The organism is Pseudarthrobacter sp. BRE9, from assembly GCF_031844305.1.
Lineage (GTDB): Bacteria > Actinomycetota > Actinomycetes > Actinomycetales > Micrococcaceae > Arthrobacter.
Window position 1 is genome coordinate 338590 of record NZ_JAUZUY010000002.1, and the last position, 14171, is coordinate 352760.

The following is a 14171-nucleotide window of genomic DNA, read 5'->3' on the forward strand; positions in this document are numbered from 1 at the left end:
CAAAAAAGCCCCGGAAAATCAACGACTTTCCGGGGCTTCCGTTTGTGCGCGGAGGGGGACTTGAACCCCCACCCCCTTTCGAGGACTAGCACCTCAAGCTAGCGCGTCTGCCATTCCGCCACCCGCGCAGGTGGTATTTCGGGAAGCCGTCCCGCCTTTCAGCGTTTCGCGCCTCTCCGAAGCAGCGAGAAAAACTCTAACATGACTTTCCGGGAACAACGAATCGGGCCAAGTAGGTAGGCTGAGGGCAGCGATTCAGCTCGTGCCAACCAGTCATTCCCTACCAAGGAGCCACCAATGCCTGACGTCCTGCCCGAGGATGAAGTTGTCCGGATCTGCCAGGAACTCATCCGGATCGACACCTCCAACTACGGCGACGGGTCAGGACCGGGGGAGCGGGCCGCGGCAGAGTACGTTGCAGGACTCATAGAGGAAGTGGGCCTGTCGGCGGAGATCTTCGAGTCCGCCCCTGGCCGGGCCAACGTGGTGACCAGGATGGCAGGGGAGGACCCCTCCGCCAGCGCTCTGGTGGTCCACGGCCACCTGGATGTCGTCCCCGCCCTGCGCGACCAGTGGTCTGTAGACCCGTTTGGCGCCGAACTGAAGGATGGCCTCATCTGGGGCCGCGGCGCCGTCGACATGAAGGACATGGACGCCATGATTCTTTCTGTCCTGCGGAACTTCGCCCGGGAGGGCAGGAAACCCAAGCGGGACATCGTGTTCGCGTTCTTCGCGGACGAGGAAGCCGGCGGCGTTTACGGCGCGCGTTATGCCGTGGACAACCGCCCCGAACTTTTCGAGGGCGCCACTGAGGCCATTTCCGAGGTGGGTGGTTTCTCGGCAACTATCGGCGGTCAGCGGACATACCTGCTGCAGACGGCGGAGAAGGGCATCTCGTGGCTCCGGCTCGTGGCCCACGGGCGGGCCGGCCACGGCTCGCAGATCAACACGGACAACGCTGTGACCCGCCTGGCCGCGGCCGTGACGCGCATCGGCGAATACAAGTGGCCCATCGAACTGACCCCCACCACCCGGCAGTTCCTGGACGGAGTGACCGAACTTACCGGTGTAGAGTTCGATGCCGACAATCCGGACCTCCTGCTCAACCAGCTTGGCACCGTGGCCCGGTTCGTCGGCGCCACCTTGCAGAACACCACGAACCCCACGCTCCTCAAGGGGGGCTACAAGCACAACGTCATCCCCGAGTCCGCCGAGGCCCTGGTTGATTGCCGCACCCTGCCCGGCCAGGAACAGCAGGTCCTCGAGATCGTGCGCGAACTCGCCGGCAAGGGAGTGGACGTCAGCTACGTCCACAACGACGTCTCGCTCGAGGTCCCGTTCGCCGGCAACCTGGTGGACTCGATGATCGACGCCCTCCACAAGGAGGACCCGGGCGCGAAAGTACTGCCTTACACGCTCTCCGGCGGCACGGACAACAAGTCGCTCAGCCGGCTGGGCATCACCGGCTACGGGTTCGCGCCCTTGATGCTCCCGGACGAGCTGGACTTCACCGGCATGTTCCATGGCGTGGATGAGCGTGTGCCTGCGGACTCCCTCAAGTTCGGTGCCCGGGTGCTGAACACCCTGCTGACCAACTATTAAGGGGGATTAGCCGTGACGCCAGAGGACCTGCTGCCGGATGAGCTCCTGGAGCGCATCCGTGGCCGCGCGGCAGCCTACGACCGGGACAACGCCTTCTTCCACGAGGACCTGGAGGAGCTTGCGGCGGCAGGGTACCTGAAGCTTTTCGTTCCAGCGTCCGACGGCGGCGCGGGCCTTGGGCTCGAAGCGGTGGCCCAGTGCCAGCGCAGGCTGGCAACGGCCGCCCCGGCCACCGCGCTGGCCGTCAACATGCACCTGGTCTGGACCGGCGTCGCACACGTCCTCGCAGCCCGCGGCGACCGCTCCCTGGCCTTCGTCCTCGAGGAAGCCGCGCAGGGCGAGGTCTTCGCATTCGGCAACTCGGAGGCGGGCAACGATTCAGTCCTCTTCGACTCGCGGACGGTGGCCACACCGGACGCGGATGGAAGCTACGCGTTCACCGGGACCAAGATCTTCACCAGCCTCTCGCCGGCCTGGACACGGCTCGGGATTTTCGGAAAGGACCCGTCCGGCAGGGACGGCGACGGCGAACTCGTCCACGGTTTCATTACCCGGCAGACGCCGGGCTACCGGATCCTTGACGACTGGGACGCACTCGGGATGCGAGCCAGCCAGTCCAGCACCACTGTCCTGGAAGGCGTGCAAGTCCCGGCCGGGCGGATCTTCCGTAAGCTCCCGGTAGGTCCCAACGCTGACTCACTCATCTTCGCGATCTTCGCGTGCTTCGAAAGCCTCCTGGCCGCCGTCTACACCGGGTTGGGCGAACGTGCATTGGCCGTGGGCGTGGAGACGGTCAAGCGCCGTACGTCATTCAAGAACGACGGACGCAGCTACGCGCAGGACCCCGACATCCGTTGGAAGGTGGCGGACGCCGCCATGGCCCTGGACAACCTGTACCCCCAGCTCAGATCGGTCACGGCCGACGTCGACGCACTGGCCGACCACGGGGCCCAGTGGTTTCCCAAACTGGTGGGCCTGAAAGTGAATGCCACCGAAACGGCACGGCGTGTGGTGGACCTCGCCATCCGCGTCAGCGGGGGATCGAGCTACTTCAGGGGCTCAGAGCTGGAACGGCTCTACCGGGACGTGCTTGCCGGAATGTTCCATCCCTCCGACGACGAGTCCGCCCACAACACCGTGGCCAACGCCTGGCTGGGCCCGCTGGAAAGCTAGACGGTCCGCTGGACTGCCATACCTCAGACGGTCCTCTGGACCTGCATCACCCGGCGACGCAGCCAAAAGCGCCTGCCGCCCCCCACGTAGAGCTTGCTGCGTTCCAGTTCCCACTTGCCGTATTCGGAGTGTTCCACCAGGCGCCGGCGTGCCTCCGGCAGGGAATCATCAGCGCTGACGGTCAGTACGAGGTACTCGTACTGCCGCAAATAATCGCGCTCCCGCTGGACCGAGCTGGTGAGAAATTGTTCCTTCATTTGCTCTCCATTTTCGTCCTTTTCCGGCTAACGTGAAGTCATGAGCATCGATCCGCGTGTCGCGCTTTCGTCCCTGACCACCGCTTTGGAAGAACACCTTATAGCAGCATCGAACCGCCGCGGGGACGGTGACCCCTCCGTTGAGGCAGCTTTTTTCGCAGTTGCCGATGCCTTCGAAGTTTACGAGGACGCACTCTACGAGGCCTACAACGAGGTCACCCCGTTGCAGGTCTTTGATGACGAGGACGAAGAGGACGAGGAAGCCGACGTGGACGACGACGAAGACCTGGAGATCGTCGAGGAATAGCGGCGCCAGGGGAAGCCGGCAGCCTTAGAACGCGGCGGAAACATCCTCCAGGGCCCTGGCGATCTGCGGCGGCAGCGGCGCGGGCTGAAGGTCGAGGATTTCCTTCAACTGCACAGGTGTGCGGGCGCCAACAATGGCAGTGGCAACTCCCTGCTGTGAGAGCAGCCAGGACAGCGAAACGTCCTGGGGAGTCCGGCCCAGACCGTTGGCCGCCATGCACACCGCATCCACGATGCGCGACGGCTTCTCCTCCAGGTAAGGCTCCACGTACCCCGCGTCGCTGGCCGACGCCGCGCGTGAACCGGCGGGAATGCCGCCGCGGTACTTCCCGGTGAGCACGCCGCGGCCCAGCGGAGCCCACGCCATCAGGCCAAGCCCGGCGTCGTCGGCGGCCGGGATCAGTTCCGCCTCGGCTGTCCGCTCAAGGAACGAATACTCGGCCTGGACGGCGACCAGCGGCACACCGCTGATGGCTGCGGCCTTCGCCGCCTGCCAGCCCTTGAAGTTCGAAATTCCGGCGTACCGCGCCCGCCCGCTGCGTACTGCGAATTCCAGCGCAGCCAGCGTTTCATCGAGGGGAACGTTGCCGTCCCAGGCCTCGGCAAACCAGAGGTCCACGTAGTCGGTGCCCAACCTGGCCAGGCTCGCGTCAAGGCCCGTGAGCATCGCATTGCGTGACGTGTCCACCGCACGGCGCCCGTCCGGCGTCGTCATGCCTGCTTTGGTGGCGATGGAAATCTCGGTGCGGGACACCACATCACCCAGGAGCGAGCCAAGGACCGCTTCCGAGCCCCCGCCCGCGTAGGACGCCGATGTGTCCACGTGCCGGCCGCCCGCGTCGAGGAAGATACGCAGCAATTCGGACGCGTCCTGTTCGTCAGTTTCCCCACCCCAGGAACGGGTGCCCAGGGAGAGGGCTGAAACTCGCAATCCACTGTTGCCGACGTAACGCTGCTGCATAGCAGCAAGCTTACGGGCAGACGCACTACTGCCATGCCGTAGGGTCTTAGCGTGAACTGGTTTGAAGCGGCCCTGCTGGGCCTAGTACAGGGACTGACCGAATTTCTACCTATTTCATCGAGCGCACACCTGCGGATCGTAGGGGAGTTCCTCCCCAACGCGGAGGACCCGGGCGCGGCTTTTACGGCCATCACGCAGCTCGGCACAGAGACCGCCGTGCTGATTTTCTTCCGGCGCGACATCGTCCGCATCGTCAAAGCGTGGGCTGGGTCCCTCAGCGGCAAGGTGCCGCGGCAGGATCCTGACGCCCGCATGGGCTGGCTGGTCATCCTGGGCAGCCTGCCCATCATCGTGCTGGGCCTGCTCTTCCAGGACCAGATCGAATCCGTGCTCCGCAGCATGTGGATCGTGGCCACCATGCTGATCGTCTTCGGGCTCTTCCTTGCCGTGGCCGACGCCGTGGGGGCCCAAAAACGGGACCTGGCCCACCTGACCTACAAACACGGCGTCCTCTACGGATTGGCGCAGGCCCTGGCCCTGATTCCCGGCGTCTCCCGCTCCGGCGGAACCATTACGGCGGGCCTGCTGATGGGCTACACGCGTGAAGCGGCGGCACGGTATTCATTCCTGCTGGCCATCCCCGCGGTCTTCGGCAGCGGGCTCTACCAGCTCTACAAGGTGGTGACCAAGGAGGGCATCTCCGGCCCGTTCGGCCTGCCGGAAACCGCCCTCGCCACCGTGATCGCACTGGTGGTGGGCTATGTCATCATCGGCTGGTTCCTGAAGTTCGTGTCCACGCGCAGCTACCGGCTCTTTGTCTGGTACCGGATCTTCCTGGGACTGGCCCTGTACTTGCTGCTCGGTTTCGGCGTCATCAGCGCCTAGGACTAGGCTTGGCTTGTGAAATCCTGGACTTCCCGCCCCGTTCCTGCCCTGCCCGGAAACATGCCCGCCATCCGGCTGTTCGATACCACGGCAGGCCGAGAAGTGGCGCTGGAACGGGAAGACCGGCCGTCCATGTACGTCTGCGGCATAACGCCTTACGATGCAACCCATATGGGCCACGCCGCCAGTTATGTGGCCTTTGACCTGCTGAACCGCGCCTGGCGCGACGCCGGCAGCGAGGTCTCCTATGTCCAGAACGTGACGGACGTGGATGACCCCCTGCTGGAGCGCGCCACGGCCACCGGCGTCGACTGGCGCGACCTCGCCGCAGAGCAGGTGGAGCTCTTCCAGACAGACATGGAGGCGCTGAACGTCCTTGCGCCGGACCACTATGTTGGTGCGGTCGAATCCATCGGCCTGATCGTGCCCGAAGTGGAGAAACTGGTCAGCCTGGGCCTGGCCTACCAGGTTCCCGGCATCAACGGGGAACCGGACGGGGATGTCTATTACGACGTCGAAGCAGCGGGCAAGCAGTCAACGGCGCCGGACGCCTGGGCCCTGGGATGCATTTCCCACCTGGGGGAAAGCGCCATGCTGGAGCTTTTCGCCGAGCGCGGCGGGGATCCGGGCCGCGCCGGGAAGCGGCAGGCCCTTGATCCGCTGCTGTGGCGGGTGGAACGGCAGGGCGAGCCCAGCTGGCCCGGCGGAAGCCTGGGCGCGGGCAGGCCCGGCTGGCACATCGAATGCACCGTCATCGCCCAGAAGTACCTGCCGTCCCCCTTCACGGTGCAGGGTGGCGGTTCGGACCTGGTCTTCCCGCACCACGAGATGGGCGCCGGCCATGCCTACTCTTTGGCCGGAGTGCCGCTTGCCCGGCACTACGCGCACGCAGGCATGGTGGGGCTCGACGGGGAGAAGATGAGCAAGTCCAAGGGCAACCTGGTGCTGGTCTCCAAGCTTCGCGCCGCCGGTGAAGACCCGGCAGCCATCCGCCTGGCAATCCTTGCCCACCACTACCGGTCCGACTGGTCCTGGACGGACGAAGGCTTCGCCGCTGCTAAGGCAGACCTGGCAGCCTGGCGAAAGGCCCTCGATCATGCTCCCGAGGGTTCGGGCCGCGCGCTGCTGGCCGATATGCGGGAGGCGCTGGCAGCGGACCTCAACGCGCCGGCAGCAGTTGCCGCCGTGTCGCGCTGGGCACGGTCCGCGAACGACGGCGGTGCTGCCGCCAGCCCCGCCGACCGCGCCCTGGTTAAGGACGCGGTAGACGCCCTCCTGGGCATCCGGCTCTAAGGCAGGCTTCCGCTCGTCAGGGCCGGTCCTGGCCCCGCCGCTTCAGGTAGCGCTCAAATTCACGGGCAATGGACTCGCCGCTGGCCTCAGGCAGGTCGGCGGTGTCCTTGGCTTCCTCCAGCTGCCGCACGTAGGCGGCGATTTCGGGGTCCTCGGTGGCCAACTCGTCCACGCCGCGCTCCCAGGCGTCCGCCTCCTCCGCCAGCTCGTGGGTGTCCAGGGGCACCTGCAGCAGCTCCTCGATGCGGTGCAGGAGGGCAAGCTGGGCCTTGGGGGAGGGAGCCTGTGCCACGTAGTGCGGCACCGCGGCCCACAACGATACGGTTGGGATGCCGGCCAGCAGTGCCACCTCGGACAGGACCCCCACGATGCCCACGGGGCCTTCGTACTGCGACGCTTCAAGGTTCATGCGTTCCCGCAGCTGCGCATCATCGGACGACGTGCTCACCGGAATCGGGCGGCTGTGCGGAACATCGGCCAGCAATGCACCCACCAACACCACATAATCCACGTTGAGCGCCTCAGCATGAACCAGCAGCTCCGCGGTGTAGGCGCGCCATTTATAGGACGGTTCAGTCCCCTGAACAAAGATGACGTCCACGTTGGAGTTGGGCGCGCTGGCTTTGTAGATACGGGTCGAAGGCCACTTGATCTTGCGTTCACCTGCAGAGTTCCTGCGGACCGTGGGGCGCGTGAACTGGAAGTCGTAATACTCATCGGCATCAATGGAGGCCACTTTCTTGCCGCCCCACAACTTGTTCAGGTACCGCAGCGAATCGCTGGCCGCTTCTCCGGCGTCGTTCCACCCTTCAAAGGCGGCGAGCATTACGGTTACGCGCTGTCCATCAGCCACCGGCTGCAGGAACCGTTCCCGCTCGGGTCCGGCACCTTGTTCGGCGGTGTCTCCCTCGAAGCTATTCATTTCTTCACCCTACGTCCAAGGTGCACGCTCGCGCATGGAATGAAGCGCCGCAAATCACCGGTAACGGGTGCAAAAGGCACCCGGGTTGCGTCATATTCGCCAAGGGCGTAGCCCACAGCCTCTGTCCACCACGCCCCGTAGACTGGCGACATGCGATTTCCTGCCGCCGGTTCCCCGCTCAAAGCCGTCCTTTGGGACATGGACGGGACCATCGTGGACACCGAGCCATACTGGATTGCCGCTGAGCGGGCACTGGTAGAGGCCCATGGCGGCACCTGGAGCCACGACCAGGCGATGCAACTGGTGGGCCAGTCACTGACGTTTTCCGCGGGCCTGCTCCAGCAGGCCGGGGTCATGCTCGAAATCCGCGAGATCATCGATTACCTGACGGCCCGGGTCATCAGCAGCGTCCAGCAGCAGGTGCCGTGGCGCCCGGGCGCCCGTGAACTCCTCGAGGAACTCCACCTGGCGGGCGTGCGCTGCGCCCTGGTCACGATGTCCGAGGGACCGCTGGCCCGCGAAGTGGTGGCCAGCCTTCCCCGGCCCTACTTCGAAGTCGTGGTCACCGGCGACACCGTCACCCGGGGCAAGCCGCACCCCGAGGCCTACCTGACCGCCGTCGAGCTGCTGCAGGAAGGCGATCCTGACCTCGGGATCCATCACTGCGTTGCCCTCGAGGACTCCGTCCCGGGTGTTGCCGCGGCCGTAGCCTCCGGCGTCACCACCGTGGCCGTCCCCCACATCGTTCCACTGCCCGACGACGCCAGCTACGCACTCTGGGACTCCCTGGCCGGCCGCAGCCTGATTGAGCTTGAAGCCCTGCTCCTGGGGGTGGAGGCAACGGGGCCGGCCGCCGGCGCCGCCGGTGACTCCCGTGGCTGAACCGGACACCCAACCGGCCACCGGCCCGGGAACCCCTCCGGGCACAGCGGGACGCCGTGAAGGCATCCCGCTGGGACGCATTGCCGGCGTCCCCGTCGTACTCGCGTACTCGTGGTTCGTGATCGCGGCCTTCACCGTTATCGCCTACGGGCCCGTATTGGCGCAAAACAACCCCATGCTGGGCGTCAGTGCCTATCTCGTGGCCTTCGCCTACGCTGTCCTGCTCCTGATCTCTGTGCTGGTCCACGAACTCGCCCACGCCCTCACCGCCAAAATCTACGGGTGGCCCACGCAAAAGATCGTCCTCAACCTTTGGGGCGGGCACACGCAGTTCGAGAGCTTCACGGCTTCCCCCGGCCGGTCCGTCCTGGTGGCGCTGGCCGGACCGGCAGCCAATTTCGTGCTCGCCGGCGGAGCCTGGCTGCTCCTGGGCACCAACAGCCTGGGAAGTGTCGCCGAGATCCTGACGAACATCTTTATGTGGGCCAACTTCCTCATCGCTGTGTTCAACGTCCTTCCGGGCCTGCCGCTGGACGGGGGACGGCTTGTCGAGTCCATTGTGTGGAAGGCCACCGGCAGCCAGGCGAAAGGAACCGTGGCCGCCGGCTGGGGCGGGCGCGTCATTGTCGTGGCAATCGCTTACTGGTTCCTCCTTCGCCCATACCTCGCCGGCGACCAGCCGGACTTCAGCCTCCTCATGATCACCATCCTTGTGGGCGGCTTCCTGTGGATGGGCGCCTCGGCGTCCATCCAGCAAGGCACGCTGCGGGCACGGCTGCCGCTGGTCAGCGCAGCCGGATTGTCGACGCCGGCCGTGGGGATACCTGCCACCGGCACCGTCCGCGATGCCCTCCGCCTGGCAGCAGCCGGAACGAAGTCCCTGGTGGTCTGCGGACCCGACGGCCGGCCGCAGGCAGTGGTGGACCCCGGTGCACTCGCCTCGGTGCCCGGTGCGGCCGCGGATACAACCCCGGTCACCGCCATCTCGTTTCCCCTGGCTGCCGGCGCCTACATTCCCGAGTGGTCCAAAGGGCAGGAACTGATCCAGTTTCTTTCGCAGCTCGAAGGACGTCACTATGCCGTGGTGGACCACAACGGCGCAGTCACTGGGTTGCTGACCCAGGACGTGGTCCTCGCGGCCATCACCGGGAAGGGCCGGCGCAACGATAAGCGCCCGCAGGGCCAGAACCGGTAGAGTTACCTGCCGGTCGTGCATTGCCGCCGTAAAGCCAGAATTATCCGTAGGGACTTTGGCGGCGGTACAAGAGGTTTACAGGAGCGAGGAACATCATGAGCAGCGAAACTGCCGTCAACGACGCCAAGGGAGCAGCGCAAGCCGATGCTGCCGCCAGCGGCTCGCAGCCGGTGGGAGCTGCCCGTCGCCGCGGCCCCTTCCGCGAAGGCGAGCGTGTCCAGCTCACCGACGAACGCGGCCGCATGAATACCATCACGCTTGAACGCGGTGGTGCTTTCCATACCCACCGCGGCTTCCTGAACCACGACGAAATCATTGGCAAGGTGGACGGCTCCGTCGTGGTCAACAACGTTGGCCAGCAGTACCAGACCCTGCGCCCGCTGCTCTCCGACTTCGTGCTGTCCATGCCTCGCGGTGCCGCCGTCGTCTATCCCAAGGACGCGGGCCAGATCGTGACCATGGCCGATATCTTCCCTGGCGCACGCGTGGTGGAGGCCGGCGTCGGCTCCGGTGCCCTGTCCATCTCCCTGCTCCGGGCCGTCGGGGACAACGGCTACCTGCACTCCTTCGAGCGGCGGGAAGAGTTTGCGGACATCGCCCGTGGCAACGTGGAGACCATCTTCGGCGGCCCGCATCCTGCCTGGCAGATTTCCCTCGGCGACTTCCAGGAGGAAGTGGTCAAGGCCGAAGAGCCCGGCTCCGTGGACCGCGTGGTGCTGGACATGCTGGCGCCCTGGGAGTGCCTCGACGCCGTCGCAACCGTTCTTGCCCCGGGCGGCGTCTGGATCAACTACGTGGCCACTGTCACCCAGCTGTCCCGTACAGCGGAGGCCATCCGCGCCGACGGCCGCTTCACCGAACCTGACGCCTGGGAATCGCTGGTCCGCGGCTGGCACCTGGAGGGGCTGGCGGTCCGGCCGGACCACCGCATGGTGGCCCATACCGGATTCCTGCTTGTCACCCGTCGGCTTGCCGACGGGGTCACGGGCATCTCGGTCAAGCGCCGGCCGTCCAAGACCGAATTCAATGAAGAGGACGTCAATGCCTGGACTCCCGGTGCTGTGGGGGAGCGGGCAGTGTCTGATAAGAAGCTGCGGCGTGCAGCCCGCGACGCCATCGCAGGGACGAACGTGGTGGACACGCCCGAGGTTACGAACTAGTCCACATTTCGGGAGTCTCCATCCCTACCCGGCATCTTGGGACTAATGTCTTTAAGAGAAGCGCAGGAAGGGGCTGATACATCATGGAGACACCAAACCAGGACTCCGGACGTACACCGGCAGAGCAGTCTGCCGCCAACGACCTCTCGGTTGCTGACCGCCAGGTCAACATACTTCGGGACAAGCTCAGGCACATCGACCGCCAGTTGGCAGCGGCAACGCAGAACAACACCAAGCTGGTCAGCATGCTTGAGACGGCCAAGGCGGAGATTCTCCGGCTGAAAAACGCCCTGGACCAGGAAGGGCAGCCGCCGTACAGCTTCGGCACCATCCTCCAGATCAATCCAAAGCGGCAGCCTTCCCCCGGCAACAGCGGACAGGCCGCCACCGAGGAATCGGTGGATATCTTCAACGCCGGCCGGAAGATGCGCGTGGGCATCAGCCCCCTGGTGAACATCAACCAACTGGCGGTAGGCCAGGAGGTACTGCTCAACGAAGCCCTCCTGATCGTTGCTGGACTCGGCTATGAACGCGCCGGCGAGCTGGCCACCCTGAAGGAGATGCTGGGGCGCGACCGGGCCCTGGTGGTGGGCCGGGCCGACGAAGAACGCGTGGTCCGGCTGTCCGGTGCACTCCAGGCCGAGAAGCTCAGGGTTGGCGACGCCCTCTCCGTGGACTCCCGCACAGGCTACGCACTCGAGAAGGTGCCGCGCTCCGAGGTGGAGAACCTGGTCCTCGAGGAAGTTCCGGACATCACGTACGAGGACATTGGCGGCCTGGGACCCCAGATCGAGCAGATCCGGGACGCCGTGGAACTGCCCTTCCTGCACCCCGACCTCTACCGCGAGCACGGACTGAAGGCCCCCAAGGGCATCCTGCTCTACGGTCCTCCGGGCTGCGGCAAGACCCTTATTGCCAAGGCAGTTGCCAACTCCCTCGCTGCACGCGCCGCCGAACGGTCCGGGAACGTGGACCTGAAGAGCTACTTCCTGAACATCAAGGGGCCCGAACTCCTTGACAAGTACGTGGGTGAAACAGAGCGGCATATCCGCCTGATCTTCTCCCGCGCCCGGGAAAAGGCCTCGGACGGCAGCCCGGTAGTGGTGTTCTTCGACGAAATGGACTCCCTGTTCCGCACCCGCGGCACCGGCATCTCGTCCGACGTCGAAACCACCATCGTGCCCCAGCTCCTCAGTGAGATCGACGGCGTGGAGCGCCTCGACAATGTCATCGTCATCGGCGCATCCAACCGCGAGGACATGATCGACCCCGCCATCCTCCGGCCCGGCCGGCTGGACGTGAAGGTCAAGATCCAGCGCCCCGACGCTGAAGCCGCAGCAGACATCTTCAACAAATACATCACGACGGACCTGCCGTTCCACGAATCAGACCTCGCTGAACACAACGGCGACGTCCAGGCCACGGTTGACGCCATGGTCCAGCGCACAGTGGAAGCCATGTACTCCACGGACAAGTCCAATGAGTTCCTCGAAGTCACGTATGCCAACGGTGACACCGAGATGCTGTACTTCAAGGACTTCAACTCGGGCGCCGTAGTGCAGAACGTGGTGGACCGGGCCAAGAAGTACGCCATCAAGGACCTGTTGACCACGCACCAGAAGGGACTCCGGATCGAGCACCTGCTGCGTGCGGTGGTTGACGAATTCCGCGAACACGAGGACATGCCCAACACCACCAACCCGGACGACTGGGCACGCATCTCCGGGAAGAAGGGCGAACGGATCACCTATATCCGCACCATCGTCCAGGGCAAGGCCGGCCAGGAACCGGGCAAGTCGATCGAGACGATGCCAACCACGGGGCAGTATCTATGACGGATGCAAAGGCACCTGCCGCCGGGGAAGCGCTCCCCGTCGGCGGGGCCATGCGGGTCATGGGGGCGGAAACCGAGTACGGCATCCACGCTCCCTCCGCACCCTCGGCCAACGCCACCATGATGAGCGCCCGGGTGGTGCAGGCGTACGCACAGGTCACCAGGCAACGGGCGGCCGGCGGGGCCGAAACCCGCTGGGACTATACCGATGAAGAGCCGCTGCACGATGCCCGTGGCTGGACCGTGGACCGGGGTACCGCACACCCCAGCCAGCTCACGGACCAGCCACCGGTCCTCGATGCAGAGGCGGTGGCCCTGGCCTACGGCCGTGAGGAACTCGAGCTGGACGGCCAGGACGAGTCCGGGACATTGCTGATGAATATGGTCCTTGGCAACGGAGCCAGGTTGTACGTCGACCACGCCCACCCGGAGTACTCCAGCCCCGAGGTCACCAACCCGCGGGACGCGGTGGCCTGGGACGCTGCCGGGGACCTTGTGGGGTTGGCCGCCGTGCGCCGGCTCGCCGCGGACCCTGCCCTTCCGCCGGTCAACCTCTACAAAAACAACACGGACAACAAGTCCGTGTCCTACGGTTCACACGAAAACTACCTCATGCCCCGTTCGGTCCCTTTCGGCGACATCGTCCGCGGGCTCACGCCGTTCTTCATCAGCCGGCAGGTTGTGTGCGGCGCCGGCCGCCTGGGGATAGGACAGGACAGCTCAACGCCCGGCTTCCAGGTCAGCCAGCGGGCCGACTTCTTCGAAGCCGAGGTGGGCCTTGAGACCACCATCCGCCGGCCCATCATCAACACCCGGGACGAGCCCCACTCCACGGCCGACAAGTACCGGCGCCTCCACGTCATCATCGGCGACGCCAATCTCAGCCAGGTGTCCAACTACCTCAAGTTCGGTACCACGGCCATGGTCCTCAGCCTCATCGAGGCAGGGCTGGCCCCCAAAATCGAGGTCTACGAGCCCGTGGCAGCACTTAAGACGGTGAGCCACGATACGTCCCTGACCGCAAAGCTGCGCTTGTTGGACGGACGCCGGGTCACTGCCCTGGACCTTCAATGGATGTACCACGAGGCCGCGGCCAAACTTGCCCAGGACACCGGTGTAGGCGACGCCGTGGACGGTGACGGGCACACCCACGAGGTCCTGGAACGGTGGGCTGCGGTTCTCACCCAACTGGACAGTGACAGGGCCGCCGCGGCCACCTCTGTGGAATGGCTCGCCAAGCTCACCCTGCTTGACGGATACCGGCAGCGCGATGGACTGGAATGGAGTGATGCCCGGCTGGGCCTGGTGGATCTCCAGTGGTCCGATATCAGGCCGGAGAAAGGTCTCTACTACCGCCTGCTGTCCAGGAACCGGATGCAGCGCGTGGTGGATGATGCCGTGATCGCCGCTGCCGTGGCCGAGCCCCCCGCCGACACCCGGGCCTTCTTCCGGGGAAAGTGCATCAGCAGCTTTGGCAAGGATGTGGTGGGGGCAAGCTGGGATTCGGTTATCTTCGACGTGCCGGGGTACGGACGGCTTCAGCGGGTGCCCACCAGAGAACCCCTGAGGGGAACCAAAGCCCTTACCGGAGCGTTGTTCGAGCGCTACCGGGAAGCGGGACCGTTCCTCGGGGAACTGCTGGGACACAACAGCACTCCGCCTGCGGCGTAAACCGCGCCGGAAGGCCCGTCCCATGGCAGG

General features: G+C 65.4%; 13 protein-coding genes and 1 tRNA gene. 10 read left to right on the top strand and 4 right to left on the bottom strand.

Annotated features, from left to right (window positions below):
- Positions 1–45: 45 nt before the first annotated feature.
- Positions 46–128, bottom strand: a tRNA-Leu gene (locus tag Q9R31_RS06435).
- Between the two features lie 169 nt (positions 129–297).
- Here Q9R31_RS06435 and Q9R31_RS06440 point away from each other — a divergent pair.
- Entirely contained in the window at positions 298–1602 is a 1305-nt protein-coding gene (locus Q9R31_RS06440) for a M20/M25/M40 family metallo-hydrolase (protein ID WP_311261912.1), read from the top strand.
- Between the two features lie 12 nt (positions 1603–1614).
- Entirely contained in the window at positions 1615–2775 is a 1161-nt protein-coding gene (locus tag Q9R31_RS06445; RefSeq protein WP_311261913.1) for an acyl-CoA dehydrogenase family protein, read from the top strand.
- A gap of 23 nt (positions 2776–2798) precedes the next feature.
- Here Q9R31_RS06445 and Q9R31_RS06450 read toward each other — a convergent pair whose 3' ends face one another.
- Positions 2799–3032, bottom strand: a complete 234-nt coding sequence (locus tag Q9R31_RS06450) for a DUF5703 family protein (RefSeq protein WP_311261914.1) — start codon at positions 3030–3032, stop codon at positions 2799–2801.
- Positions 3033–3072: 40 nt separating this feature from the next.
- On the opposite strand from Q9R31_RS06450, the gene Q9R31_RS06455 reads away from it, so the two are divergent.
- Entirely contained in the window at positions 3073–3339 is a 267-nt protein-coding gene (locus Q9R31_RS06455) for a hypothetical protein (protein WP_141941360.1), read from the top strand.
- Between the two features lie 24 nt (positions 3340–3363).
- Here Q9R31_RS06455 and Q9R31_RS06460 read toward each other — a convergent pair whose 3' ends face one another.
- Positions 3364–4299 carry an aldo/keto reductase gene (locus Q9R31_RS06460; protein ID WP_311261915.1) on the bottom strand — a complete coding sequence of 312 codons (936 nt, stop codon included), beginning with the start codon at positions 4297–4299 and terminating at the stop codon, positions 3364–3366.
- A gap of 51 nt (positions 4300–4350) precedes the next feature.
- Here Q9R31_RS06460 and Q9R31_RS06465 point away from each other — a divergent pair, with 51 nt between their 5' ends.
- Positions 4351–5184 carry an undecaprenyl-diphosphate phosphatase gene (locus Q9R31_RS06465; protein WP_311261916.1) on the top strand — a complete coding sequence of 278 codons (834 nt, stop codon included), beginning with the start codon at positions 4351–4353 and terminating at the stop codon, positions 5182–5184.
- Between the two features lie 15 nt (positions 5185–5199).
- On the top strand, positions 5200–6477 hold the full coding sequence (mshC, locus tag Q9R31_RS06470) for a cysteine--1-D-myo-inosityl 2-amino-2-deoxy-alpha-D-glucopyranoside ligase (protein WP_311261917.1): 1278 nt from the start codon (positions 5200–5202) through the stop codon (positions 6475–6477).
- A gap of 16 nt (positions 6478–6493) precedes the next feature.
- Here mshC and Q9R31_RS06475 read toward each other — a convergent pair whose 3' ends face one another.
- Complete coding sequence (locus tag Q9R31_RS06475) at positions 6494–7399, bottom strand: PAC2 family protein (RefSeq protein ID WP_311261918.1); 906 nt, start codon at positions 7397–7399, stop codon at positions 6494–6496.
- A 150-nt stretch (positions 7400–7549) separates the two neighbouring features.
- On the opposite strand from Q9R31_RS06475, the gene Q9R31_RS06480 reads away from it, so the two are divergent.
- The 5 genes from Q9R31_RS06480 (at position 7550) to dop (ending at position 14141) form a co-directional block, all read left to right on the top strand.
- Complete coding sequence (locus Q9R31_RS06480) at positions 7550–8281, top strand: HAD family phosphatase (RefSeq protein ID WP_311261919.1); 732 nt, start codon at positions 7550–7552, stop codon at positions 8279–8281.
- Positions 8274–9476, top strand: coding sequence for a site-2 protease family protein (locus Q9R31_RS06485; RefSeq protein WP_311261920.1), 1203 nt, complete (start codon positions 8274–8276; stop codon positions 9474–9476). Before Q9R31_RS06480 ends, Q9R31_RS06485 begins: the two co-directional genes overlap by 8 nt.
- Before the next feature lie 95 nt (positions 9477–9571).
- Complete coding sequence (locus tag Q9R31_RS06490; RefSeq protein WP_311261921.1) at positions 9572–10636, top strand: tRNA (adenine-N1)-methyltransferase; 1065 nt, start codon at positions 9572–9574, stop codon at positions 10634–10636.
- Between the two features lie 83 nt (positions 10637–10719).
- On the top strand, positions 10720–12471 hold the full coding sequence (arc, locus tag Q9R31_RS06495; RefSeq protein ID WP_311261922.1) for a proteasome ATPase: 1752 nt from the start codon (positions 10720–10722) through the stop codon (positions 12469–12471).
- Positions 12468–14141 (top strand): depupylase/deamidase Dop, encoded by a 1674-nt coding sequence (gene dop / locus Q9R31_RS06500; protein ID WP_311261923.1) that lies wholly within the window; start codon positions 12468–12470, stop codon positions 14139–14141. The genes arc and dop overlap by 4 nt, the downstream gene beginning before the upstream one ends.
- Positions 14142–14171 lie beyond the last annotated feature (30 nt).

Excerpts from the sequence above, each read along its gene's own strand:
- Q9R31_RS06440 (WP_311261912.1), top strand. The coding sequence starts at position 298 with ATGCCTGACGTCCTGCCCGAGGATGAAGTTGTCCGGATCTGCCAGGAA.
- Q9R31_RS06450 (WP_311261914.1), bottom strand. The coding sequence starts at position 3,032 with ATGAAGGAACAATTTCTCACCAGCTCGGTCCAGCGGGAGCGCGATTAT.
- Q9R31_RS06455 (WP_141941360.1), top strand. The coding sequence starts at position 3,073 with ATGAGCATCGATCCGCGTGTCGCGCTTTCGTCCCTGACCACCGCTTTG.
- Q9R31_RS06460 (WP_311261915.1), bottom strand. The coding sequence starts at position 4,299 with ATGCAGCAGCGTTACGTCGGCAACAGTGGATTGCGAGTTTCAGCCCTC.
- Q9R31_RS06475 (WP_311261918.1), bottom strand. The coding sequence starts at position 7,399 with ATGAATAGCTTCGAGGGAGACACCGCCGAACAAGGTGCCGGACCCGAG.
- Q9R31_RS06480 (WP_311261919.1), top strand. The coding sequence starts at position 7,550 with ATGCGATTTCCTGCCGCCGGTTCCCCGCTCAAAGCCGTCCTTTGGGAC.
- Q9R31_RS06490 (WP_311261921.1), top strand. The coding sequence starts at position 9,572 with ATGAGCAGCGAAACTGCCGTCAACGACGCCAAGGGAGCAGCGCAAGCC.
- arc (WP_311261922.1), top strand. The coding sequence starts at position 10,720 with ATGGAGACACCAAACCAGGACTCCGGACGTACACCGGCAGAGCAGTCT.
- dop (WP_311261923.1), top strand. The coding sequence starts at position 12,468 with ATGACGGATGCAAAGGCACCTGCCGCCGGGGAAGCGCTCCCCGTCGGC.